We start from the raw sequence: 22,470 nt of genomic DNA, 5'->3' as shown, positions 1-22,470 counted from the left end.
GGACACGGCGGCCGGGCAGGCTCTCACCCGCCGTGCGACTCCACCCACTCATCGTAGAAGTCCGGCATCTGCGAGGCGCGCCCGGTGAACTGCGCGTCCCGCTTCTCGAGGAAGGCGGCCACGCCCTCCTTGCCATCGCCGACGCTCGTGTGCCACATCGCGAGGGAGTCGATCCGGTGCGCCTCGACAGGGTGGTCCTGCGCGGCATTGCGTCGCAGCATCTGGCGGGCGAGCGCCACCGCGACGGGGGACCTCCCCTTCGTCCAGCGGTCGGCGAGCGCCCGGGCTGCCGTGAGGAGCTCCTCGGGCTCGTGCGGTCCCGTGGCCAGTCCGGCGGCGACCGCCGCGTCCGCGTCGAGGATGTCGGCGGAGAGCACCAGGTCGAGCGCGGCCGGCAGGCCGACGATGCGTGGGAGGAACCACGACGACGCGGCCTCCGGCACGATGCCGATGCGGCCGAAGACGAGACCGACGCGCGCCTTGGACGAGACGAGCCGCGCGTCCATCGCGAGGGTCATGGTCGCGCCGATGCCGACCGCAGCGCCGTTGATCGCCGCGATGACCGGCTTGCGGCAGTCGTGGATCGCCAAGGTGACCCGACCGCCGGTGTCGCGCACCCCGGCGGTGAGCGCCGGGTCCTCCAGCCGGTCCATGTCCGCGAGCGACGGGTCCAGGGTCTCGTCGAGACCGAAGACATTGCCGTCCTTGGTCAAGTCCATGCCGGCGCAAAAAGCCCGCCCCGCCCCGGTGACGATGACCGCTCGCACGCTGTCGTCGTCGTTGACCTCACGGAAGGTCCGCTCGAGCTCGTCGGCCATCGTGGGCGTGAAGGAGTTGAGCTGGTCCGGTCGGTCGAGGGTGACGGTGAGGATCCCGTCCTCGATCTCGTGGCTGATCGTCGTGTACGTCATGGTCCGACTCTGCCGCACGACCCGGGCGACCACGACGAAGGGCGTCCCACCAGCTGGTGGGACGCCCTTCGGTATGTGTGCGCGAGGGGGGATTTGAACCCCCACGCCCTTTCGGACACTGGCACCTGAAGCCAGCGCGTCTGCCGTTCCGCCACTCGCGCAAAAGTGGTGCTTGCACGCCTTCCGACGCACGAGCCGTCTCATTGTGCCCCATGACCTGCCGGATTCCCAAAGCGAGCGGTCAGCCCCCTTCGCTCACGGTGAGGTGCTGCTGAGCAAGGCGGCGAAGGGGGGCCAGCACCGGGTCGACGAGGACGGTCCCGAGGACCACCTGGCGCACCGCGCCGGCCGCGTCCTGCGGCACGGACTCGACATGGGCGCGCGCGATCTGGAGCACCCCCTGGGCATAGGCCGTCTCCGGAGCCGTCGACGCACGGTGGGTCGGCGACGAACTCCTCCCCGAGCAAGGCCCGCTGTGCCGCACCGAGGACGTCGACCCGGCCGGTGCCGGGCTGCGCGATGACGTCGAGCACCCGGCGCGTCGTCGCGACCGACAGACCGCCGACGCTCGTCAGCGCACGGATCAGCCGGACTCGCACGACGTGCTCGTCGCCATAGGCGGCGCTGGGTGGGTCAGCGGCTCGCCCGGCGGCAGCAGGCCTTCGCGCAGGTAGTACAGATCCCCCCAATACTGGAGAGCGTCACTATCCACGTCGAAGCCACGTCGAAGGACACCGCCATGCACCAGCTCACCCACGCGCACGAGGGCGACGTCGTCGTCTTCAACATCGGCATGACGGTCCACAAGCCTCACCGCCCCGACCTGTGGGGGCCGGTCTTCACCGCGATGCCGGCCATGCTCGCCGAGCTCGGTCGCAACCGCGCCGCCGCGGAGCGCGGCGAGGCGGAGGACCTCGGCTTCCTCGGCGGGTGGACCCTCATGGGGCGACGCGGCCCGTGGGTCGTGCAGTACTGGCGCAGCACCGAGCACCTCTACCGATATGCCAGCTCGGCCGACGCCCGACACCTGCCGGCATGGAAGCGCTTCAACGCCGTCGCCCGCACGCACCCCGGCGCGGTCGGCATCTGGCACGAGACCTTTGCCGTGCCCGCCAGTGGCATCGAGACGCTCTACGGCAACGGCGCGGTCATCGGCCTGGGCCAGGCGACGGGCACGATCGAGGCGACCCGGCGAGGTCGCGGAGCCCGGGAGCGGCTGAGCTCCACGACGAGCTGATCTCCCTTCGCGTCCCGGGGCACCCTGCGGATGACGGCAGCACGATGACTGCGTCCCCTCCCGGCGCGGTTGCAGCGAGCGCCCAGAGTGCGCGGTTAGGATCGCCGGACCCATGTCCGTGATGACCGCTGCCCGAAGGGAGGACGCGTGAGCCTCTTCGAACGTATGGAGCGCAAGCTCGAGCGCACCGTCAACGGTGTCTTCGCCCGCGCCTTCCGCGCCGAGGTCCAGCCCCTCGAGCTCGCGTCCGCGCTGCGCCGGGCCATGGACGACCGCGCCACGATGCTCGGCCGTGGCCGCACGATCGTGCCCAACCTCTTCACCGTGGAGCTGGCCCCGAGCGACTTCGAGCGGCTCACCGAGTTCGACGAAGAGCTCGAGGACGAGCTCATCGCCGCCGCCCAGGAGCACGCCGAGTCGCAGCGCTACCAGCCCGGTGGTCCCCTCCAGGTCCTCTTCCACGAGGACGAGGAGCTCGAGACCGGCGTCTTCCGGGTACGCCCGGCCACCGCCCGCCAGCGGGTCGACCAGGTCCGTACCGACGCCGACGAGCAGCGCAGCGACGACTACGACGACTACGACGAGTACTCCGGTGGCTGGGAGCTGTCCGAGGACGACGCGGAGCCGATGGCCGCCCCCGAGCGGACCGTCCCGCGCCCACCACCGACCCGGACCCCGGCCCCGGCACCTGCCCCTGAGCCGGCCGTCGACATGCCCACGGCAGTCCACCGTCCGGAGCCGCCGCGCGCTGCCTCCGCACCCGTCTCGGTCCACGACCGCCCGTGGCTCGAGGTCGACGGCGAGCGCTACCCGCTCATGGCCGCGATGACCGTGCTGGGCCGCGACGAGAGCGCGGATGTCGTGCTCGACGACCCCGGCATCTCCCGCCGGCACTGCGAGGTCCGGGTCACCCACGACGGCCCGCGCCTGGTGACCCACCTGCGTGATCTGCGTTCGACCAATGGCACCTTCGTCAACGGCGAGCCCACCGACGCGGTGCCGCTCGAGGACGGCGACCGCATCACCGTGGGCCGCACCCACGCCATCTTCCACGCCGGCCGGCGCTGACCGGTCCACAGACAGGAGCACCTGAGTTGAGCGAGCTGACGGTCACCGTGCTGCGCCTTGGCCTGCTCGTGCTCCTGTGGGTCTTCGTCATGTCGATCGCCTCCGTGCTGCGCACCGACCTCTTCGGCACCCGGGTGGTCAACCGACGTCCCGCCGCCCCCAAGAAGGCCAACCGCGCCGCATCGGCTCCCGAGGCGACCACGCCCCGGCCGCAGCGCAACCCACGCGTGCCCACCCAGATCGTGCTGACCACCGGCCCGCTGACCGGCACCTCCCTCCCCCTTCGTGACTCCGGGGTCCTCATCGGCCGCAACCCGGAGTGCACCCTCGTCCTCGACGACGAGTTCGCCTCCGGGCGACACGCACGCATCCTGCGGGCCGAGGACGGCTGGTACGTCGAGGACCTCGGCTCCACCAACGGCACCTTCGTCGGTCAGTACCGCGTCGGCGACCCCGTGCCCGTCGAGACCGGGACCGCCATCCGGATCGGGCGCACCGTCATCGAGCTGAGGAACTGACGATGGCGCTGACCTTCCACTTCGCGGCCCGCTCCGACGTCGGCCTCGTCCGCAAGGACAACCAGGACTCCGGCTATGCGGGGCCGCACCTGCTCGTCGTCGCCGACGGCATGGGCGGGCACGCCGGGGGCGACATCGCCTCCGCGACCGTCATCACCGAGCTCGTCGAGATCGACCACGACTCGCTCACCGCGTCCGAGGCGTCCACCCAGCTGAGCCGGGCGATCACCTCCGCCAACCAGGAGATCGCCCGCACCTTCGCCGACAACCCCGAGCTCGAAGGCATGGGCACGACGGTCACGGCGATCATGCGAGCCCGCAACAAGCTGATCCTCGCCCACATCGGTGACTCGCGCGCCTACCTCCTGCGTGAGGGACGCCTGGCACAGGTGACCAAGGACCACTCCTTCGTCCAGACCCTCATCGACGAGGGTCGGATCACCGAAGAGGAAGCCAGCACCCACCCCCAGCGCTCCGTCGTCACCCGCGTCCTCACCGGCGCCGTCGACGACGAGCCCGACGTGGGCGCGCGTGAGGCCCGCCTCGGGGATCGCTACCTGCTCTGCTCCGACGGCCTGTCCGGGTTCGTCGCCCTCGACACCATCGAGGAGATCCTCGCCGGCGGCACCCCACCCGGTCGCGCCGCCGACTCCCTCGTCTCGCTCGCCATGCGAGCCGGTGCACCCGACAACGTGACGGTCATCGTTGCCGACGTCGTCGAGTCCGGGTCCACCCCCTCCACGCAACCCCAGGTCGTCGGCTCTGCGGCCCTGCGACGTCCGGCCAAGCGCGTCGACAACTCGCCGGCTGCTCGCGCCGCGGCCCTGACCGCCCAGGACGATGACGAAGGGGTGGAGCTGGACGAGGAGCGCTCCTCCAGTCGCGCAGGACGGTGGGTGCGCCGCATCGGCGGCCTCGGCGTGGCCCTCCTGCTCATCGGTGCCGTCGCCTACGCGGCGTACGCGTGGACCCAGCAGCAGTACTACGTCGGCGCGCAGGACGGCCGGGTCACGATCTACCGCGGCGTCTCACAGGACCTCGGTCCGATCACCCTGCACTCCGCCGTCGACCAGACCGACATCGAGCTGTCGGAGCTGCCCTCCTTCTACCGCGACGAGGTCCAGGCCACCATCTCGGTCGACTCCCGGACCTCCGCCGACCAAAGGGTCGACAGCCTGCGGGTCGCCGCCAAGAAGTGTGGCCAGCTGCGAGCCACCGGGGAGCCCTGCGGCCGATGATGCGGGCCATCACGACCATCACGCCAGCACGCGGTCGCAATGTCGAGCTGGTGCTCACGGCGCTGGCCATCGGCGTCGTGATCCTGGCCTACGTCAATGTCTCCGTGGCGGAGTCCGGTGAGGTGCCACCCGACCTGCTCGGGCACACCGGCATCCTCGCGGGCATCGCCCTCGCCGTGCACCTCGTCCTGCGCTGGCGGGCCTCCTACGCTGACCCGATCATCCTGCCGATCGTCACCCTGCTCAACGGCATCGGCCTGGTGATGATCCATCGACTGGATCTGGCCGCCGGGCGAGACTTCAGCTCGGGCCTGGCACTGCGCCAGCTCATCTGGACCGGCTTGGGCGTCGGGATCGCCCTCGCGGTGCTCATCGCCCTGCGCGACCACCGCGTGCTGCGCCGCTACACCTACACGGCAGGTCTTGCCGCCCTCGTCTTCATCGCCCTGCCCCTCACCCCTCTGGGCCACTCCGTCTACGGAGCCAAGATCTGGATCAAGCTGGGCGCCTTCACCTTCCAGCCGGCCGAGATCGCCAAGATCCTGCTCGCGATCTTCTTCGCCGGGTACCTCGTGCAGACCCGCGACATGCTCGCCCTCGCCGGACGCAAGTTCCTGGGGATGACCTTCCCCCGCGGGCGTGACCTCGGTCCGCTCGTGATCGCCTGGCTCGCGGCAGCGATGGTGCTCGTCCTGGAGAACGACTTCGGGACCACGCTGCTCATCTTCGGACTCTTCGTGGCCATGCTCTACGTCGCCACCGAGCGGATCTCGTGGGTCGTCCTCGGCCTCGGTCTGGCGGCTGGCGGAGCGCTCATCGTCTACCAGTTCGCCTCCCACGTGCAGACGCGCGTGCTGTGCTGGACCGACACCTTCTCCGAGGAGGGCATGCAGCAGTGCGGCCAGCTGGCCACGGGGATCATGGGGATGGCTGCCGGCGGGATCTCGGGCACCGGGCTCGGGCGCGGCCGGCCGTGGCTGACGCCGCTCCCGGAGTCCGACTTCATCTTCACCAGCCTCGCCGAAGAGCTCGGCCTGATCGGCATCTTCGCGATCATCATGCTCTACGCACTCCTGGTCGAGCGTGGCATGCGCTCCGCCATCGGCCTGCGTGACGGCTTCGGCAAGCTGCTGGCCACGGGCCTGACCTTCGTCCTGGCCATCCAGGTCTTCGTGGTCATCGGTGGCGTCACCCGCGTCATCCCCCTCACCGGGCTGACCCTTCCCTTCGTCGCCTACGGCGGGTCCTCGCTGCTGACCAACTGGACGCTCATCGCGATCCTGCTGCGCATCAGCGACCACGCACGTCGTCCCGAGCCGGAGTTCGACCCTGCCTCCATGGATGCCCCCACCCAGGTGGTGAAGGCCCGATGAACCAGCCGATCCGACGTCTGTCCATGCTCGTCTCGCTCCTCTTCGTCCTCCTGCTCGGATCGAGCACGTGGATCCAGGTGCTCGGCTCGCAGGACATCAACGACCGTCCGGGCAACCGCCGCACCCAGCTCGAGAGCTATGCCCGCGAGCGCGGTCAGATCCTCATCGGCGGCCGACCGATCGCCAGCTCCACGCCCACCGACGACGACCTGCAGTGGCAGCGCACGTACAGCGAGCCCAGGCTCTACAGCCACATCACCGGCTACAACTCCTTCACCTACGGGCCCGGCGGAGGCATCGAGTCCGCGGAGGACGGCCTGCTCTCCGGCCGTGACGACAAGCTCTTCTACGACAGGGTCACCGGCACGATCGCCGGACGCGAACCCAAGGGCGCCAGCCTGGAGCTGACGATCAACCCCAAGGTGCAGAAGGCCGCCACAGAGGCCCTCGGCGACCAGCGCGGCGCCGTCGTGGCCCTCGACCCCCGCACCGGCGAGATCCTGGCGATGGTCTCCCACCCCGGCTACGACCCGACGCCGCTCGTGAGCCACAACCCCTCGACCGAGAAGAAGGCCTGGGAAGCGCTCAACGGCGACCCGGCGCGTCCGCTCGTCAACCGCAGCATCTCCGGCAACCTCTACCCGCCCGGGTCCGTCTTCAAGATCGTGACCGCCGCGGCGGCCCTCGAGAGCGGCGACTGGACCGGGGACTCCTCCATCCCCGGGCCAGCAGTCCTCGACCTGCCCCAGACGGAGGTCGGCCTGCCCAACTCGCACCCCGGCGCCTGCGGCCCCGACGACAAGGTGAGTCTCGCCGTCGCCCTGCAGGACTCGTGCAACACCGCCTTCGGGTGGCTGGGTATGGAGCTCGGTGGCGACGCCATGCGTGAGCAGGCCGGCAAGTTCGGCTTCGGCGACGACCTCGAGGTCCCGATGAAGGTCACGCCCTCGACCCTCCCCGGGCAGATGAGCCCGGCGCAGGAGGCCCAGGTCGGCATCGGGCAGTACGACGTGCGCGTCACGCCCCTGCAGATCGCCATGGTCACCTCCGCGGTCGCCAACGACGGCGTGGTCATGAAGCCCCACCTCGTGCAGTCCGTCCTCGGCTCAGACCTGTCGACGATCAGCGAGACCAAGCCGGAGCAGCTGTCCAAGGCCATGGAGCCGGAGACCTCCGACACGCTCACCGACATGATGCAGCTCGTCGTGGAAAAGGGCACCGGCACCCAGGCCGCCGTGCCCGGCACGAGCGTCGCCGGCAAGACCGGCACCGCTGAGCACGAAACCGGTCAGCCCCCGCACGCCTGGTTCACCGGGTTCGCCCCGGCCGACAACCCCCAGATCGCCGTGGCCGTCGTCGTCGAGGACGGCGGACGGGCCGGCAGCGAGGCGTACGGCGGGTCGGTCGCAGGACCGATCAGTGCTGCTGTGATGAAGGCGGCCCTCCAGTGATCACGACCCGACACCAGACCACTTCGACCGGCAAGCCCAGGGAGACACGATGAGCACAGCGGCACCCCGCCTGCTCGGCGGACGTTACGAGGTCGGCGAGCTCATCGGCCGTGGCGGCATGGCCGAGGTCCACCTGGGTCACGACACGCGACTGGGTCGCCCGGTTGCCATCAAGATCCTGCGTACGGACCACGCCCGCGACGCCGCCTTCCTCGGCCGCTTCCGCCGGGAGGCCCAGTCCGTCGCCGGGCTGAACCACCGCTCGATCGTGGCCGTCTACGACTCCGGCGAGGAGCGGATCATCGAGACCGGCGGCGCCCCCCTGGACATCCCGTACATCGTCATGGAGTACGTCGACGGGTACACCCTCAGGGAGCTGCTCAACGACTCGGAGACGGGCACCCTCGAGCCCACCGAGGCCGCCAGGATCGTCCAGCAGGTCCTCGAGGCCCTCGACTACAGCCACAACATGGGCATCGTGCACCGCGACATCAAGCCCGGCAATGTGATGATCTCCGACGACGACAGCGTCAAGGTCATGGACTTCGGCATCGCCCGGGCGATCGCCGACACCCAGGCGACGATGACGCAGACCCAGGCCGTCATCGGGACCGCCCAGTACATCTCCCCCGAGCAGGCACGCGGCGAGACGGTCGACAAACGCAGTGACGTCTACTCCACCGGGTGCCTGCTCTTCGAGCTGCTCACGGGACGCACGCCGTACACGGGTGAGCCCATCGCGCTCACCTACCAGCACGTCAACGCCGACATCCCCCTCCCTTCGTCCATCGAGCCCTCAGTCCCGCCGGAGCTGGACGCGATCGTCCACCACGCGCTGACCAAGGACCGGGACGAGCGCTACCCCGACGCCAAAGCCATGGCGGAGGACCTGGGCGCCTACCGCGGCGGGATGCCGATCAGCCCCATCGCCACCGAGCGTCTGGACGCAGCGACGACCACGCTGCCGCTCGCCGCACCGCGGGCCGAGCCGGTGCCCCGTCAGGACCCTGAGACCGCCTCCATGCCCGCAGCCCAGGCTCGTCGCCGTGGGGGTGGCCTGGGGTGGCTCATGGCCGCGCTCCTGCTGATCCCCATCGCCCTGCTCGGGTGGTTTGCCTGGGATGCCAGCCAGGGCGAGGAGATCATCCAGGTGAGCGTCCCTCGCGTCGTCGGCATGGACGAGGACGCAGCGGTCGCCAAGCTGGAGCAGGTGCAGCTCACGGCGGATGTCGAGACCGTCACCGATGACGCGGCGGTCGGCACCGTCGTGCGCCAGAACCCGACCCCGGGCACGAGTGTGCCCGAGGGTGACACCGTCGTCGTCGAGGTCTCCGCCGGCCCTGACGAGGCCGGCGTGCCCAGCGTCGTGGGGATGGAGCGTGGTGAGGCGACCCGGGCCATCGAGAATGCCGGGCTGACCGTCGGTCAGGTCACCACCGAGGACAGTCCCGACCAGGCGGCCGACCACGTCCTCAGCTCCAGCCCCGGCGCTGCCGAGTCCGTGGCCAAGGGGACCAAGGTCGACCTGGTCGTCGCCTCGGGTGACGTGGACCTGAAGGACTACACGGGCAAGAAGATCGACGACGTGCGCAGCGACATCTTCGGACTGAAGCTGAAGATCAAGGAGACCACGCGCGAGTCCTCCGAGCCGGAGGGCACGATCCTCGACCAGAGTCCCGGTGCGGGCACGATCAAGCAGGGTCGCACGGTGACCTTCGTCGTGGCGAGGGAGCCGGCCCAGACGGTCACCACCACGTCGAGTCCGAGCGAGACGAGCGAGCCCTCGGACACCTCCACCGACGAGCCCACCTCGACACCGACGTCGACGGACAGCCCGACGGACTCCCCGACCTCGTCGACCAGCGAGCCGAGCAGCACCCGCTCGACGAGCATCACGACCCGGTCGCCGGCGAGCCCCTGACCCTCCGGGCGTCAGTCCTCCTCGTCGCGCCCTCGGGCCTCGTCGAAGAACACGTCGATGCGCTGGAAGCCCTTGAGCCGCTGGGCCTCTGCGTGCCGTGAGTAGGCACGCTGGTCCGCACCGGTGAGCACGACCTGATCGGTGAAGGGGGTGAGGAGCGCCCGCGGCCACAGGTGCTCCTTGCGCACGACGTTGACCTCGACGCACAGCATGGTGACGACCGCCATCGTGTAGAGGAAGACGAGCAGCCCGAGCACGAGGGCAAAGACCGAGTTGAGATTGCTCGCGCGCTCGATGACCGTGCTGACGTACACGGCACCGACGGACTGCATGCCCTGCCAGGCCAGGGCCGCCAGGACCGCGCCGGGCAGTACGTCGAGCAGGTCGAGGGGTCGGGTCGTCGAGATGATGAAGACCAGCCCGATGACCCCCGTGTTGAGGGCGATGGAGGCGATGGTGATGGCCCAGGCCGTGTAGCCGCCCGCGACCAGCCACTGCAGGTACGTCGTCAGGCCGGTGGTGACGACGATCGTCGCTGCGGCGACGGCCAGCAGGAGGAGCCCCCGTCCACGGCTGGCGAAGGGGTTGGGGCGGGAGTTGCGCGGGATCATCCACGCGGTGTTGTTGGCGTACTGCAGTGCCTGGCCGACGCCGAGCCCGCCGTAGAGGGCGGCCAGCCCACCGATGAGCAGTCCGACCGGTCCCCCGCCGAGGGTGCCGGTGCTGCGCAGCTCGTCCCCGACGATGGGGAAGTCCGACAGGGCCGAGTCGAGGATCCGCTCCTGCCACTCGGGCTGCCCCTGCAGGACGAAGCCGACGGCGGTGGACAGCAGCAGCAACGCGGGGAAGAGCGAGAGGAACCCGTAGTAAGTCAGGAGCGCGCAGAGGTACCCGCCGAAGTCGTCGAAGAACTTGTAGACGACGGCGATGGGGAAACCGATGACAGGGTGGCGACGCTGGAGACGATCCAACGGACCGATCGTCGGATCACTCACGGCGGGTCCTCCCCGTCAGCCGGCGGCAGCGGCTCGGGCCACGCCCTCGACGTCACGCACGAGGGGGGACAGCCCCTCGCTACGGCCGACCGCCCCGTCATCACCGGTCAGCGCCAGCCAGTTGGCCAGGATGCGGTGCCCACCCTCCGTGAGCACCGACTCGGGATGGAACTGCACCCCGTGCAGCGGCAGGTCGCGGTGCTGAGCGGCCATGATCACTCCGGACTCCGTGTGGCCGTTGGGCACCAAGGCGTCCGGGACGGTGGTCGGGTCGATCGTCAGCGAGTGGTAGCGGGTCGCGGTGAAGGGGGAGGGCAGCCCCGCCAGGACTCCGGTCTGGTCGTGCAGGACCCGGCTCGTCTTGCCGTGCAGCAGCTCGGGCGCGCGACCGACGCGCGCTCCGAGGACGATCCCGAGGGCCTGGTGCCCGAGACAGACCCCGAGCATCGGCTGCGCGCGCTCGGCGCAGGCCTCGATCATCGCAGTGGAGACGCCTGCGAGCTCGGGGGTACCGGGTCCGGGAGAGATCAGGACGCCATCGAAGTCCGCGCCATCAGCTGGCACGACGGCGTCGTTGCGCACGACGGTCGTCTCCGCACCGAGCTGCTGGAGGTAGCCCACGATGGTGAAGACGAAGCTGTCGTAGTTGTCGACGACGAGGATCTGGGTCACTCGGACAGTATGTCCCTCATCCGCCCTCAGGCATCGGTCGGGCGTACTCGAGCCGGGTGCGACCGGTGAAGGCGGGCAGCTGCGTCGTCTCCTCGGTCGTGACCTCGTAGCCCAGCCCCACCGCGTCGACGTACTGCCGGTAGATGTCGACGGCCGGGTCGTCGTCGAGCGCCTGGCGCAGCTCGTCCGGGTCGCCGATGGCGGTGATCGTGAAGGGCGGCGAGTACACGCGCCCCTGGAGGATGAGGGTGTTGCCGACACAGCGGACCGCGCTGGTGGAGATCACCCGCTGGTCCATGATCTGCATGGCCTCGGCACCGCCTCGCCACAGCGCGTTGACGACACCCTGGACATCCTGCTGGTGCACGACGATGTCATCGACGGTGAAGCCCTCCGGCACCTCGCTCGCGGCGAGGTCCGCATCGTCGAGGGAGACGGTCAGCGACGGGCCGGCGACGGGGGTCAGGCCGGCGTCCTGGCTGCGGGCGCTCGTCTGGCGGGAGATTTCCTGCAGACGGGTGCTGCCCGGGGCCGCGTCACGGGTGAGCCCGTCGACGTCGCTGCGCAGGCTCTCCACCCGCTTGCCCGAGCGCTCGTTGTCGATGGTGCGCTCACGGATGACGTCGGGCAGGCCCGTGGCCTCGCTGCGCAGGTCCGTGCCGCGGGCTGTGGTGCTCGACGTGGCGAAGAGCAGCCCGGCCCCCAGGGCGATGACCGGGACGAGGGAGGACCAGCGGCTCGGTCGCTGGGTGAGCCAGGTGCGCACGCGTGGTCCCAAGCGGGTCTCGTCAGGTGACGGGCGTTCGTCGGGCACAGGGCGCACCCCCTTCGCTCGGTTGGTCGGGCTCTGGGCTCTACGCTAGGCCACGAACCGCACCATCCTTGAAGGAGCACCCTGTGGCGAAGTCCGCCGACGACGCGAAGGACACGACCGGCACCACGGACGTGACCACCAGCGAGACCACGACCACGTCGACCACCGCCACGGGCAAGGGGGCGGCCAAGGACAAGGGCGCTGCCAAGCGCTCCGGTGACCCGCGCAAGCGCGCGGCCGCCCAGGCGGAGGATGACAAGGCCGAGACCAAGGCCCGCCACAAGGTCAAGGCGCAGCGCATCGGCAACCCGGCGTGGTTCGTCCCCGTCATGCTCGGCCTGATGCTCATCGGGCTGGTGTGGGTCGTGACCTTCTACATCACCCAGGAGCAGTACCCGGTCGAGTCCTGGGGGCGGTGGAACCTCGGTGGCGGCTTCGCCTTCATCCTCGCCGGGTTTGCGATGACCACCCGCTGGAAGTAGCCCGCCGCTCCCGCGTCCCCACCACGGACCGGTCAGCGCATGCAGAGGCCGCATTGCCCACGGGCAGTGCGGCCTCTGTGCGTCCACCTCTGTGCACACAAGCCTGTGGACAACTGAGGTTATCCACAGGCTTGTTCACAGTTGGGGACAAATGACACGGGTGTAACTCCCGGAATCCCGGGGTTCTTGCCCCGGACCCTCAGACGAAGGGGATGAGGACCGGGGCTGGGGACGAGGCGTACTTGCCCACAGCCAGCGCGATGACCACTGCCAGCACGGCCCCGAACGCGACCCAGGCCAGGGCCGGGCGACGCTGGCTGCGCGAGACGGCGATCGCGAATGCGAGGAGGCCACCGGCGACGAGCCCACCGAGGTGGGCCTGCCACGCCACATTGGGGACGACGAAGCCGATGACCGCATTGATCCCGATGGTCGCGATCATCGACGAGCTGTCCCGGCCGAGGTGCCGGTTGAGGACGATGACCGCGGCGAAGAGGCCGAAGACCGCCCCGGAGGCGCCCACCACCGGGACCCAGGCCCCTTGGTTGCTCGGGTCGACGGGCTGGAAGAGCAGCCAGGTCACGGAGCCGGCGAGGGCGGTCACGAGGTACATCGCCAGGTAGCGGGCCCACCCGAGCATGCGCTCGAGGTAGCCGCCGACGATCCACAGCGCGAGCATGTTGAAGATGATGTGCATCGGCTGGGTCGGGCTGTGCGCGAAGGCCGAGGTGATCAGGCGCCAGGGCTCGCTCGTGCCGAGGGCCGGCGCGAAGGCGACCTCTTGGAAGACGCGGGGGGAGAGCAGCTCGCCCAGCCAGACGACGACACAGATCGCGATGATCGCGATGGTCAGATAGGGACGGTCGGCGCCCGCCCGGCCACCGAAGACGGTGACCTGCGGCCGGATCCCCTTGGCCTGCTCACGGATGCAGTCCACGCACTGGACACCGACGGCGGCGCTGCGCTGGCACTGCGGGCACACCGGGCGGCGGCACCGCTGGCAGCGGATGTAGGACACCCGGTCTGGGTGTCGGGGACAGGTGGGGACCTCGGTGCCGGGGCCGCCGTCCGGCACCCGGCCGGACGGCGGCTGCGACATCGTGGATCAGTCCTGGACGATCTCGACGGACTCGATGACCACCGGCTCGACCGGCTTGTCCATCGCACCCGTGGGGACAGCGGCGATCTTGTCGACGACCTCACGGCTGGGACCGTCGGCGACCTCGCCGAAGATGGTGTGCTTGCCGTTGAGCCACGGGGTCTCGCCGACGGTGACGAAGAACTGGGAACCGTTGGTGCCCTTGCCTCCTCGCTTGCCCGCGTTGGCCATGGCCAGCAGGTACGGCTTGGCGAAGGTCAGCTCGGGGTGGATCTCGTCGTCGAACTCGTAGCCGGGTCCGCCGACGCCCTGACCGAGCGGGCAGCCGCCCTGGATCATGAAGCCGGGGATGATCCGGTGGAAGCCGAGGCCGTCGTAGAACTTGGTCGGGTTGGTCCGCCCGGCGTCGTCCTTGTACTCCTTCTCGCCAGAGGCGAGGCCGACGAAGTTGTCGACGGTCTTGGGAGCGTGGTTGGGGAACAGCTCGATGGAGATGTCGCCATGGGTCGTGTGCAGGATCGCCTTCATGCGATCCATCGTAGTCAGCCCTTCCGAGGCGTGGACGTGGTGGGGCTCATCGGCCCCTTCGGTTTCCTCGGCGACGGATCCGGTGCAGGATGGGGGAGTACCCCACGTCCGCAGGAGGAAGTGTGTTCCAGAAGAACAACAAGGTCGAGGGTGGCCGCGTGCGCGCTCACGAGACCGCCGAAGCCACGTCGCTCAAGGTCCACGAGATCATCGACAAGGTCGCCGCGCAGACCGAGCAGGGCACCGAGCGCGCTCACGAGCTCAAGGGCTCCGCAGCCGACCACGCCACCGCCGCGCGGGAGACCGCCGCAGCCCGTGCCGCCGACCTGCGTGAGCAGGCGCAGGAGGCCAGGAAGCAGGCTGCCAAGGACGCCAAGAAGGGCAAGAAGGACGCCCGCAAGAAGGTGCGCAAGGCCACCAAGCAGGCGCGCAAGCAGGGCAACAAGGCCGGCAGTGATGTGCAGGACCTGCGCGACACCTTCGTCGACGACGTCCTGCCCAAGGTCGTCACGACCGCGTCGGGTCTGGCTGCTGCCGGTGCCGCCGCGAGCCGCAAGGCTGCGGACGAGGCCGCGCACCGCGCTCCCGATGTCATCGCTGCCCTGCGTGACGAGCAGGACCCCAAGTTGGCGCTCGCCGCCGCCAAGGGGGAGAAGCCCAAGAAGCGTCGCGGGCTGAAACTGCTGCTCCTCGCGCTCGTCGCCGGTGGCATCGCCGCCGTCGTCGCCAAGCAGAAGCAGGGCCCCAAGAAGGACCCGTGGGCCGTCCCCGCAGGCGACCCCTACAAGGCGCCCGCGACCGGCCGCGAGTCCACCGTCCCGTCCACCCCGGCTCCGGCCGCTGCTGCTGGTGTCGCACCCGCCGCTGCGGTCGTCGACAGTGCCGACGTCACGGACCCGCTGGCCGCGGCTCCGGTCGCGGATGCACCCGAGGCCGGTGCGGAGACCGCGGAGGGCGATGATGCCTGGAGCTCGGCCCGCGACTGGGCCGACAACTCGGCGGTCCCGTCCACGTCGGACACCTCCGAAGGCACGGACCTGTCGACCGACCACCTCGGTGGCGACCTCCCGGTCGATGGTGACAGCAAGGCCTGACGTCACCCACCGCTGCAGCAGCGCTCCCTGAGGAGCTTGCGCAGCAAGCGTCTCGAAGGGGTCGGTCCGCATCGTGCGGACCGACCCCTTCGTCTTGCCCCGCTCAGGCGAGGAAGTTGCCGACCAGCTGGGTGAAGCCGGCGGTGTGCTCGATCTGCACCCAGTGCCCGCACTGGCCGTAGACGTGGAGCTCGGACTGCTCGATGAGCTCGTTGAGGCGCATCGAGTTGCTCAGCGGGATGACCTCGTCGTCGCGACCGTGCACGATCAGCGTGGGCTGGGTCAGCGAGCGGATGTCGGCGTCGGGGACGGTCATGGCCTCGACCGAGCGCTGCCGGGGCGCGGGGAACATCGCACTGTAGGCCTCGTGCACCCCCGGGCGGGTCGCCGCCTCGAGGCGGAGCTTGGCCAGGTCCTCGGTGAGCAGCGAACGGTCGTAGGCGAAGACGTCCATGAGGTCGACCATGTTGGGCAGGCTCGGCTCGAAGCCCCACACCCTGTCCAGGCCTTCGGTGATCTCGAAGGGGACGCCGACAGCGCCCATGAGGACGAGCTTGCTCACGCGGTCAGGGTGGTGCGTCGCGACATTGAGCGCGAGCGCCCCGCCGAAGCTGTTGCCGATGATGGCGACCCGGTCGAGCCCCAGGGCGTCGAGCAGACCCACGAGGTGCTCGGTCCACGTCGCCATGTCATAGGTGACACCGTCGGGGCGCTCCGTGTAGCCGAAACCGAGGATGTCGGGGGCGATGACCCGGTGCTGCTTGGACAGCTCGGGCAGCACGGTGCGCCAGTTGGCCCACGCGCTGACGCCCGGACCCGAGCCGTGGATCAGCAGGACGGGATCGCCCTCACCCACGTCGTGGTGGTTGGTGGCGATGCCGTTGACGTCAATCGTGACGGCGATCTCTGGGTTGGCGGTCTCGACAGTGCTCATGCTCGGCAACCTAGAGGCTCCGGGTCGGCCGCGAAGGGGGTGTTCCGCACAGCGCACCCCCGCCGCGCTCAGGCGTTGACCGGCAGCGGCTCCGGCTCGGGCTCCACCTGCTGCGTCCGCTGGCGCGGGATCAGCAGACAGACCAACGCACCGGCGAGCGTGGCAGCGGCTCCGACGAGGAAGCAGAGCTGGAAGGCGGACTGGTCGGGGATCACGTGGCCACCGAGGGAGATCGTGCGGCTGGTGAGGATCGCGGCCATGACCGCGCCGGCGATCGTCGTGCCGACGGAGCGCATGAGGCCGTTGACCCCCACGCTCGCACCGGCCTCGTGCTCCGGCACATTGTCGAGGATGAGCGTGGGCATGGCCGCGTAGCCGATGCCGACACCCGCGCTGGCCACGAGGCTGGCGACCATCAGCTGCCACGGGGCGCTCATCAGGCCGAGTGCGACGAGATAGCCGGCGCTGATGACGACCGCGCCGATGGCCAGGGTCAGCTTGGCGCCGATGCTGTTGATGAGCCGGCTGGAGACGGGCGCGAAGACCATCATCATCAGTCCGCCGGGGGCCATCCACAGGCCCGCCTCGAGGATCGACTGGCCGAGGCCGTAGCCGGTGGCCTCGGGCATCTCGAGCAGCTGGGGCACGACGATCATCTGTGCCATCATCCCGAACCCGATGAGCAGCGCCGCGATGTTGGTGAAGAGCACGGGACGACGCACGGTCGTGCGCAGGTCGACGATGGGGTCGTCGTGGCGCAACTGGTACCAGCCCCACACGAGCAGGACGACCAGCCCGCCGGCGATGCAGCCCGCCGTGCGACCGGATGCCCAGCCCCAATCGGACCCCTTGCTGATGCCGATGAGGACGGCGCAGAGGCCGACGGCCAGGCCGATGATGCCGGAGACGTCGATGTGCGCCGGGTGGGCGTCGTGGACCGACGGCACGACGACTGCGGTGGTGACGAGGGCGACGAGGGCGAGGACGGCGGAGAACCAGAAGAGGCCGTGCCAGGAGAAGTCCTGGGCGATCCAGGCCGAGAGCGGGAGCCCGATGGCGCCACCGACCCCCATCGTGGCGCTCACGACCGCGACCGCACCAGCCCGCTTCTCCACGGGCGCGATCTCACGGACCAGGCTGATGGCGACGGGGATGTAGCCCATCGCCATGCCCTGCAGCGCCCGCCCGACGAGGAAGAGTGCGAGGCCGCTCGAGAGGGCCGCGATGACGGAGCCGAGCACGAGGAGCGCGGCGGAGGCGACGAGCACCTTCTTCTTGCCGAACATGTCGGCCAGACGACCGGTGACCGGCATCGTGACGGCGGCGGCGAGGAGTGTCGCCGTGACCGCCCAGGAGGCATTCCCTGCGTCGGTGCTCAGCAGGCGCGGCAGCTCGCTCTGGATGGGGATGACGAGCGACTGCATGAGGGCGCCGCTCAGGCTGCCCAGGCACAGGGCCGCGATGACGAGGTTGGCGGAGAAGCGTGCGGGCGTGGTCGCCGGCGACGAAGGGGGCATGCGGAGAAATCCTTGTCCCGAGTGGGATATGTACGATACACAAACTGACCATGTGTACTCTACACATCAACAGGTCCCCACGAAAGGCGCCAACGCATGACCTTCCTCACGCCCGATGACGGACCCGCCTGGACGGCGATCCGGGTGGCCACCCGGTGGTCCACCGTCCGTCGTGGGGTCGAGGCCGGGCAGCAGCTCAAGGTCGCCGAGGGACGGCTGCTGTGGCTCCTACGGGACGGGCAGCCGCGCACGCTGCGGCAGCTCGCCGAGGAGCTCGATCTCGAGCAGTCGACCGTCAACCGTCAGGTCCACGCTGCCCTCGACTCCGGACTCATCGTCCGCTCACGGCCCGAGGACTCGCCCGCCTATGTCGTGACGGTGAGCGACGAAGGGGGGGCCCGCTTCCGCTCCGACATGGCGCGCCTGACGGAGGTCTACGAGCGAGCCCTCGCTGCGATCCCGCGTCAGGACCAGGACCGATTTCTCCAGCAGCTTGCGACCTTCGTGGAGGGGCTCGACGAGGCCTCCCATGCCACGCTGGGTCCATGACCTCAGGTGGATCGGTCCGCGAGCACGCCCTCTCCCTTCCCGGTGCCTGGCCTGACGAGCCTTGGGAGGGCGACCTGGTGGCCAAGGTCGGGCCACGCGACGCGGGCAAGATCTTCGCCTTCCTCGGCGCGACCTCGGTCGGCGTCAAGGCCGGCGCCTCACGCGAAGAGGCCGACGAGTGGCTGGCTCGCTACCCGGACGATGCCTCGGTCATGCCCTACATCGGCCGGAGCGGCTGGAACACGCTGACCATCGACGGCGCCATCCCGCTGGAAGAGCTGCTCGAGGCGGTCGAGGACTCCTACGCCACGATCATCGCCAAGCTGCCCAAGAAGGCTCGTCCTGAGGCGTGAGGGCCGCCCGGGCCCGAGCCTCGAAGGGACCGACCGGGCGCCGCACGTCCATGAGTCGTGCTCGGACAGACCAGAGGCCCTCTCTCCGGGCGGAGAAAGGGCCTGCGTCTGCGAGAAGTGGAGACTAGGGGGTTCGAACCCCTGACCCCCGCCTTGCAAAGGCGGTGCTCTACCAGCTGAGCTAAGTCCCCTGGTTCAGTTGTGCTGCGGGCTGCTCAGGACGGACGGTCCGAGGCCGCAGCCCAAGCGCCACCGGTACCGGCGGGCTTGGGGGTGCTGCTCATCCGGCTGGTCGCGGCGTGCAGGTCCTTCTCAGAACGCTGCTGCTCGATCCTGCGCTTGGCATACGCCGCGCCGGCTGCGGCCGCGACGAGTACGAGAACCTTCTTCACCGGAACTCTCCTCACCGTCGGATGTGGTGGGCCTAAGAGGACTTGAACCTCTGACCTCTTCGTTATCAGCGAAGCGCTCTAACCGCCTGAGCTATAGGCCCGTGTTGCGCTACGGAGGTTGTCCGTGGCGCGACGCCCGAGATTACCCCACACCCGCCGCCGAAACCAAAACGGCGACGGGCGAGCGGATCAGTCGTCGGTCAGCGTCATGTGCACGCCGCCGACGAGGCTGGCGACGATGTTGTAGAGGAAGGCCCCGAGAGTCGCGATGGCCGTCAGCAGGAAGACGTCGACGACCGCGATGACGATCGACAACGAGACGACCCGACCGAAGCCGAGGAAGTCCATGACGTCGAACTTCTCGCCGGAACCCTCACCGATGATCTGGCCGGCGAGCTCGTTGACGGAGTCGAAGACGCCCATCGCCGAGAGCAGCACCCACACGACCGCGGTCATGACGACCAAGGCGATGCCCATGGCCACCGAGACGAGGAACCCGACCTTCATCACGGAGAAGGGGTCCACCCGCGAGACCATGAGCTTGACGCGGCGGCCGGCCCGGGGCGCGGGCCGCGAGGCCGCGCCAGCGGTCTGTGTGCGACGGGGCTGGGACGAGCCTGCGGCAGAGCGCGTGGCCGTGGTCTCTCCTGTCGAACTCACTCCTGGTCACCTCCGGGGGCGTCCCCCTGCTGGGCGGGCTCCACCGGGTCATTCCCGGTGGACTGCACGTCAGGGACCGACGCTACATCGTCGGGCTGCGCCTCACCGTCAGCCACGACCTCCGCGTCGTCCTCGCCACGGTCGACATTACGAGCCACCGCGACGATCGAGTCACCCTTGCGGGGGGCAGCGAAGCTGACACCCATCGTGTTGCGAGTGGTGCGGTTCACCTCGGTGACGGCCGACCGGACGATGTTGCCCTTCTCCATCACGACCATGACCTCGTCGTCCTCGTCGACGACGAGCGCGCCCACGAGGTGGCCGCCCTTGCCGGACTTCGCCGCGGTCACGCCCAGGCCGGCGCGGCCCTTGGCGGTCCACTCCGAGGCGGCCGTCCGCTTGGCCACGCCGTTCTCGAAGACGACGAAGACATCGGGGTCGGTGCCGTCCTCGATGACATTGAGTGCGAGCAAGGAATCCTCGTCGCGGAACTTCATGCCCGTCACACCGCTCGTGGAGCGACCCATCGGGCGGATGATCTCGTCGGTCGCGTGGAAGCGCACCGACTGGGCATTGCGCGAGACGAGCAGCAGGTCGTCCTCGGCGGAGACGAGGCCGACGCCGACGAGCTCGTCGTCCTCCCGCAGCTTGACCGCGATGAGCCCGCCGCTGCGCGGCGAGTCGTACTCGGTCAGGCGGGTCTTCTTCACCAGACCGCGCTTCGTCGCCAGCACGAGGTAGGGAGCCACCTCGTAGTCCCGGATCGCGTAGACCGCGGCGATCTGCTCGTCGGGCTGGAAGGCGAGCAGGTTGGCCACGTGCTGGCCGCGGGCATCGCGCGCCGCCTCCGGCAGCTCGTAGGCCTTGACCCGGTAGACCCGGCCGAGGTTGGTGAAGAACAGCAGCCAGTGGTGCGAGGTGGTCGTGAAGAAGTTGCGCACGACGTCCTCACCACGAAGGGAGGCACCGCGCACCCCCTTGCCGCCACGTTTCTGCGCTCGGTACTCGTCGACCCGGGTGCGCTTGGCGTAGCCACCGCGGGTGATCGTGACGACCACGTCCTCCTCGGGGATGAGGTCCTCCATGGCGACATCGCCGTCGTAGGGCAGGATGCGGCTGCGCCGGTCGTCGCCGTAGCGGTCGACGATCTCTGCCAGCTCGTCCTTGACGATCTGTCGCTGCCGCTCGGGTCGGGCGAGGATGTCCTTGTAGTCGATGATCCGGGTTTCGATCTCGTCGTGCTCGTCGATGATCTTCTGCCGCTCCAGGGCCGCGAGGCGACGCAGCTGCAGGTTGAGGATCGCCATGGCCTGCAGCTCGTCGATGTCCAAGAGCTCGATCAGACCCGTGCGGGCCTCGTCGACGGTGGGGGAGCGGCGGATGAGCGCGATGACCTCGTCGAGCATGTCGAGCGCCTTGAGGTAGCCGCGCAGGATGTGGATCGCGGCCTCGTCCTTGCGCAACCGGTACTCGGTGCGGCGCACGATGACGTCGATCTGGTGCTCGACCCAGTGCCGGATGAAGGCCGAGACCGGCAGCGTGCGCGGCACGCCGTCGACGAGCGCCAGCATGTTGGCGCCGAAGTTGGTCTGCAACTGCGTGTGCTTGTAGAGGTTGTTGAGCACGACCTTGGCGACGGCGTCCCGCTTGAGGACGATGACGAGCCGCTGGCCGGTGCGACCGGAGGTCTCGTCACGCAGGTCCGCGATGCCCGACAGGCGCCCTTCCTTGGTCATCTCCGCGATCTTCTGCGCCAGCGCGTCCGGGTTGACCTGATAGGGCAGCTCCGTGACGACCAGGCAGGTGCGCCCCTGGATCTCCTCGACCTCGACGACCGCCCGCATGATGATCGAGCCGCGACCGGTGCGGTAGGCGTCGTCGATCCCTCGCGTGCCCATGATGAGCGCGCCGGTGGGGAAGTCGGGTCCCTTGATGAAGCCCATGACGGCCTCGAGGGCCTCCTCGCGGGTGCTCTCCGGGTGGTCGAGCATCCACTGGGCGGCGTCGGCGACCTCACGCAGGTTGTGCGGGGGGATCTGCGTGGCCATGCCGACGGCGATACCGGCCGAGCCGTTGGCCAGCAGGTTGGGGAAGCGTGCCGGGAGGACGTCCGGCTGCATCGTCTTGCCGTCGTAGTTGGGGACGAAGTCGACCGTCTCCTGGTCGATGTCCCGCACGAGCTCCAGCGACAGCGGCGCCATCTTGCACTCGGTGTATCGCGGAGCGGCCGCGCCGTCGTTGCCGGCAGAGCCGAAGTTGCCCTGTCCGTCGATGAGCGGGTAGCGCAGGGACCACGGCTGGACGAGGCGGACCATCGCGTCATAGATCGCGCTGTCACCGTGCGGGTGGTACTGGCCCATGACATCGCCGACGACGCGCGAGCACTTGTTGTACCCGCGGTCGGGGCGGTAGCCGCCGTCGTACATCGCGTAGACGATCCGGCGGTGCACGGGCTTGAGCCCGTCCCGCACGTCCGGCAGCGCACGGGAGACGATGACGCTCATCGCGTACTCGATGTAGCTGCGCTGCATCTCCGCGTTGAGGTCGATCGGCTCGGTGCGGTCGGTCTCGGGGGGTGTGGTGGGGATGTCGGTCATGTGCTCAGGTCACCTCGGGGTCATCGCCGTGGACGGGCGGAAAGGCAGGGCGGGGCGGGTGGTGCGC

23 protein-coding genes and 3 tRNA genes are annotated in these 22,470 nt (G+C 69.5%); 11 read left to right on the top strand and 15 right to left on the bottom strand.

Going from position 1 to position 22,470, the window contains the following annotated elements:
• Positions 1 to 23: 23 nt before the first annotated feature.
• The 3 genes from JLI01S_RS03455 to JLI01S_RS17430 form a co-directional block, all read right to left on the bottom strand.
• Positions 24 to 911 (bottom strand): crotonase/enoyl-CoA hydratase family protein, encoded by an 888-nt coding sequence (locus tag JLI01S_RS03455; protein WP_068260128.1) that lies wholly within the window; start codon positions 909 to 911, stop codon positions 24 to 26.
• Between the two features lie 78 nt (positions 912 to 989).
• A tRNA-Leu gene (locus tag JLI01S_RS03450) sits at positions 990 to 1,072 on the bottom strand.
• A gap of 80 nt (positions 1,073 to 1,152) precedes the next feature.
• Entirely contained in the window at positions 1,153 to 1,308 is a 156-nt protein-coding gene (locus tag JLI01S_RS17430) for a hypothetical protein (protein WP_245634514.1), read from the bottom strand.
• 342 nt (positions 1,309 to 1,650) lie between these two features.
• On the opposite strand from JLI01S_RS17430, the gene JLI01S_RS03445 reads away from it, so the two are divergent.
• From JLI01S_RS03445 to pknB, 7 genes are all read left to right on the top strand, one after another.
• Complete coding sequence (locus JLI01S_RS03445) at positions 1,651 to 2,148, top strand: DUF4188 domain-containing protein (protein ID WP_068259955.1); 498 nt, start codon at positions 1,651 to 1,653, stop codon at positions 2,146 to 2,148.
• A 147-nt stretch (positions 2,149 to 2,295) separates the two neighbouring features.
• On the top strand, positions 2,296 to 3,216 hold the full coding sequence (locus tag JLI01S_RS03440) for an FHA domain-containing protein (protein WP_068259953.1): 921 nt from the start codon (positions 2,296 to 2,298) through the stop codon (positions 3,214 to 3,216).
• Between the two features lie 26 nt (positions 3,217 to 3,242).
• The gene (locus JLI01S_RS03435; RefSeq protein ID WP_068259951.1) at positions 3,243 to 3,734 is read left to right on the top strand and encodes an FHA domain-containing protein FhaB/FipA; all 492 of its coding nucleotides are present in this window, start codon (positions 3,243 to 3,245) and stop codon (positions 3,732 to 3,734) included.
• A 2-nt stretch (positions 3,735 to 3,736) separates the two neighbouring features.
• The gene (locus JLI01S_RS03430; protein ID WP_068259948.1) at positions 3,737 to 4,972 is read left to right on the top strand and encodes a Stp1/IreP family PP2C-type Ser/Thr phosphatase; all 1,236 of its coding nucleotides are present in this window, start codon (positions 3,737 to 3,739) and stop codon (positions 4,970 to 4,972) included.
• Positions 4,972 to 6,345 (top strand): FtsW/RodA/SpoVE family cell cycle protein, encoded by a 1,374-nt coding sequence (locus tag JLI01S_RS03425; RefSeq protein WP_068260124.1) that lies wholly within the window; start codon positions 4,972 to 4,974, stop codon positions 6,343 to 6,345. The genes JLI01S_RS03430 and JLI01S_RS03425 overlap by 1 nt, the downstream gene beginning before the upstream one ends.
• Positions 6,342 to 7,796, top strand: coding sequence for a peptidoglycan D,D-transpeptidase FtsI family protein (locus tag JLI01S_RS03420; RefSeq protein ID WP_068259945.1), 1,455 nt, complete (start codon positions 6,342 to 6,344; stop codon positions 7,794 to 7,796). Before JLI01S_RS03425 ends, JLI01S_RS03420 begins: the two co-directional genes overlap by 4 nt.
• A 49-nt stretch (positions 7,797 to 7,845) precedes the next feature.
• Positions 7,846 to 9,717, top strand: a complete 1,872-nt coding sequence (gene pknB, locus JLI01S_RS03415) for a Stk1 family PASTA domain-containing Ser/Thr kinase (protein ID WP_068259942.1) — start codon at positions 7,846 to 7,848, stop codon at positions 9,715 to 9,717.
• 11 nt (positions 9,718 to 9,728) lie between these two features.
• Here the strand turns inward: pknB and JLI01S_RS03410 are convergent, their stop codons facing one another.
• Genes JLI01S_RS03410 through JLI01S_RS03400 form a run of 3 tightly spaced genes read right to left on the bottom strand, consistent with a single transcriptional unit; the run spans position 9,729 to position 12,150 of the window.
• Entirely contained in the window at positions 9,729 to 10,712 is a 984-nt protein-coding gene (locus tag JLI01S_RS03410; protein WP_084349170.1) for a YihY/virulence factor BrkB family protein, read from the bottom strand.
• A 15-nt stretch (positions 10,713 to 10,727) separates the two neighbouring features.
• Complete coding sequence (locus JLI01S_RS03405; RefSeq protein WP_068259940.1) at positions 10,728 to 11,384, bottom strand: aminodeoxychorismate/anthranilate synthase component II; 657 nt, start codon at positions 11,382 to 11,384, stop codon at positions 10,728 to 10,730.
• A 16-nt stretch (positions 11,385 to 11,400) separates the two neighbouring features.
• Positions 11,401 to 12,150, bottom strand: coding sequence for a DUF881 domain-containing protein (locus JLI01S_RS03400; RefSeq protein ID WP_245634513.1), 750 nt, complete (start codon positions 12,148 to 12,150; stop codon positions 11,401 to 11,403).
• Between the two features lie 131 nt (positions 12,151 to 12,281).
• Here JLI01S_RS03400 and JLI01S_RS16580 point away from each other — a divergent pair, with 131 nt between their 5' ends.
• On the top strand, positions 12,282 to 12,680 hold the full coding sequence (locus JLI01S_RS16580; RefSeq protein WP_245634512.1) for a cell division protein CrgA: 399 nt from the start codon (positions 12,282 to 12,284) through the stop codon (positions 12,678 to 12,680).
• Positions 12,681 to 12,879: 199 nt separating this feature from the next.
• Here JLI01S_RS16580 and JLI01S_RS03390 read toward each other — a convergent pair whose 3' ends face one another.
• The gene (locus JLI01S_RS03390; protein ID WP_068259935.1) at positions 12,880 to 13,779 is read right to left on the bottom strand and encodes a rhomboid family intramembrane serine protease; all 900 of its coding nucleotides are present in this window, start codon (positions 13,777 to 13,779) and stop codon (positions 12,880 to 12,882) included.
• Positions 13,780 to 13,785: 6 nt separating this feature from the next.
• Positions 13,786 to 14,307 (bottom strand): peptidylprolyl isomerase, encoded by a 522-nt coding sequence (locus JLI01S_RS03385; RefSeq protein WP_068259933.1) that lies wholly within the window; start codon positions 14,305 to 14,307, stop codon positions 13,786 to 13,788.
• 122 nt (positions 14,308 to 14,429) lie between these two features.
• Between JLI01S_RS03385 and JLI01S_RS03380 the strand changes: the two genes are divergently transcribed.
• Positions 14,430 to 15,401, top strand: a complete 972-nt coding sequence (locus tag JLI01S_RS03380) for a hypothetical protein (protein WP_068259931.1) — start codon at positions 14,430 to 14,432, stop codon at positions 15,399 to 15,401.
• 103 nt (positions 15,402 to 15,504) lie between these two features.
• Here the strand turns inward: JLI01S_RS03380 and JLI01S_RS03375 are convergent, their stop codons facing one another.
• Both JLI01S_RS03375 and JLI01S_RS03370 read right to left on the bottom strand, forming a co-directional pair.
• On the bottom strand, positions 15,505 to 16,335 hold the full coding sequence (locus JLI01S_RS03375) for an alpha/beta fold hydrolase (protein ID WP_068259929.1): 831 nt from the start codon (positions 16,333 to 16,335) through the stop codon (positions 15,505 to 15,507).
• Positions 16,336 to 16,403: 68 nt separating this feature from the next.
• Positions 16,404 to 17,852 (bottom strand): MFS transporter, encoded by a 1,449-nt coding sequence (locus JLI01S_RS03370; RefSeq protein ID WP_068259926.1) that lies wholly within the window; start codon positions 17,850 to 17,852, stop codon positions 16,404 to 16,406.
• A 96-nt stretch (positions 17,853 to 17,948) separates the two neighbouring features.
• Here JLI01S_RS03370 and JLI01S_RS03365 point away from each other — a divergent pair, with 96 nt between their 5' ends.
• Together JLI01S_RS03365 and JLI01S_RS03360 are read left to right on the top strand one after the other, a co-directional pair.
• A complete protein-coding gene (locus tag JLI01S_RS03365; RefSeq protein WP_068259923.1) occupies positions 17,949 to 18,401 on the top strand; it encodes a MarR family winged helix-turn-helix transcriptional regulator in 453 nt (150 codons plus the stop codon).
• On the top strand, positions 18,398 to 18,754 hold the full coding sequence (locus JLI01S_RS03360; RefSeq protein ID WP_068259921.1) for an MmcQ/YjbR family DNA-binding protein: 357 nt from the start codon (positions 18,398 to 18,400) through the stop codon (positions 18,752 to 18,754). The genes JLI01S_RS03365 and JLI01S_RS03360 overlap by 4 nt, the downstream gene beginning before the upstream one ends.
• 118 nt (positions 18,755 to 18,872) lie before the next feature.
• Here the strand turns inward: JLI01S_RS03360 and JLI01S_RS03355 are convergent.
• The 5 genes from JLI01S_RS03355 to gyrA all read right to left on the bottom strand — a co-directional run bounded on the left by JLI01S_RS03355 (position 18,873) and on the right by gyrA (position 22,403).
• Positions 18,873 to 18,945 (bottom strand) — tRNA-Ala (locus JLI01S_RS03355).
• A 24-nt stretch (positions 18,946 to 18,969) separates the two neighbouring features.
• On the bottom strand, positions 18,970 to 19,146 hold the full coding sequence (locus tag JLI01S_RS16850; RefSeq protein WP_157074805.1) for a DLW-39 family protein: 177 nt from the start codon (positions 19,144 to 19,146) through the stop codon (positions 18,970 to 18,972).
• Between the two features lie 24 nt (positions 19,147 to 19,170).
• Positions 19,171 to 19,247 (bottom strand) — tRNA-Ile (locus JLI01S_RS03350).
• A gap of 88 nt (positions 19,248 to 19,335) precedes the next feature.
• Complete coding sequence (locus tag JLI01S_RS03345; RefSeq protein WP_245634511.1) at positions 19,336 to 19,806, bottom strand: DUF3566 domain-containing protein; 471 nt, start codon at positions 19,804 to 19,806, stop codon at positions 19,336 to 19,338.
• Positions 19,803 to 22,403, bottom strand: a complete 2,601-nt coding sequence (gene gyrA / locus JLI01S_RS03340) for a DNA gyrase subunit A (protein ID WP_084349168.1) — start codon at positions 22,401 to 22,403, stop codon at positions 19,803 to 19,805. Before gyrA ends, JLI01S_RS03345 begins: the two co-directional genes overlap by 4 nt.
• Between the last annotated feature and the right edge of the window lie 67 nt (positions 22,404 to 22,470).

The sequence above is a fragment of the Janibacter limosus NBRC 16128 genome, from assembly GCF_001570985.1.
Lineage (GTDB): Bacteria > Actinomycetota > Actinomycetes > Actinomycetales > Dermatophilaceae > Janibacter > Janibacter limosus.
The sequence above is the reverse complement of the archived record's forward strand: the minus strand, read 5'-3'. Positions and strand labels throughout refer to the sequence as shown.

Excerpts from the sequence above, each read along its gene's own strand:
- JLI01S_RS03365 (WP_068259923.1), top strand. The coding sequence starts at position 17,949 with ATGACCTTCCTCACGCCCGATGACGGACCCGCCTGGACGGCGATCCGG.
- JLI01S_RS03360 (WP_068259921.1), top strand. The coding sequence starts at position 18,398 with ATGACCTCAGGTGGATCGGTCCGCGAGCACGCCCTCTCCCTTCCCGGT.
- pknB (WP_068259942.1), top strand. The coding sequence starts at position 7,846 with ATGAGCACAGCGGCACCCCGCCTGCTCGGCGGACGTTACGAGGTCGGC.
- JLI01S_RS03445 (WP_068259955.1), top strand. The coding sequence starts at position 1,651 with ATGCACCAGCTCACCCACGCGCACGAGGGCGACGTCGTCGTCTTCAAC.
- JLI01S_RS03375 (WP_068259929.1), bottom strand. The coding sequence starts at position 16,335 with ATGAGCACTGTCGAGACCGCCAACCCAGAGATCGCCGTCACGATTGAC.
- JLI01S_RS03430 (WP_068259948.1), top strand. The coding sequence starts at position 3,737 with ATGGCGCTGACCTTCCACTTCGCGGCCCGCTCCGACGTCGGCCTCGTC.
- JLI01S_RS03385 (WP_068259933.1), bottom strand. The coding sequence starts at position 14,307 with ATGAAGGCGATCCTGCACACGACCCATGGCGACATCTCCATCGAGCTG.
- JLI01S_RS03425 (WP_068260124.1), top strand. The coding sequence starts at position 4,972 with ATGCGGGCCATCACGACCATCACGCCAGCACGCGGTCGCAATGTCGAG.
- JLI01S_RS03370 (WP_068259926.1), bottom strand. The coding sequence starts at position 17,852 with ATGCCCCCTTCGTCGCCGGCGACCACGCCCGCACGCTTCTCCGCCAAC.
- JLI01S_RS03420 (WP_068259945.1), top strand. The coding sequence starts at position 6,342 with ATGAACCAGCCGATCCGACGTCTGTCCATGCTCGTCTCGCTCCTCTTC.
- JLI01S_RS03390 (WP_068259935.1), bottom strand. The coding sequence starts at position 13,779 with ATGTCGCAGCCGCCGTCCGGCCGGGTGCCGGACGGCGGCCCCGGCACC.
- gyrA (WP_084349168.1), bottom strand. The coding sequence starts at position 22,403 with ATGACCGACATCCCCACCACACCCCCCGAGACCGACCGCACCGAGCCG.
- JLI01S_RS03455 (WP_068260128.1), bottom strand. The coding sequence starts at position 911 with ATGACGTACACGACGATCAGCCACGAGATCGAGGACGGGATCCTCACC.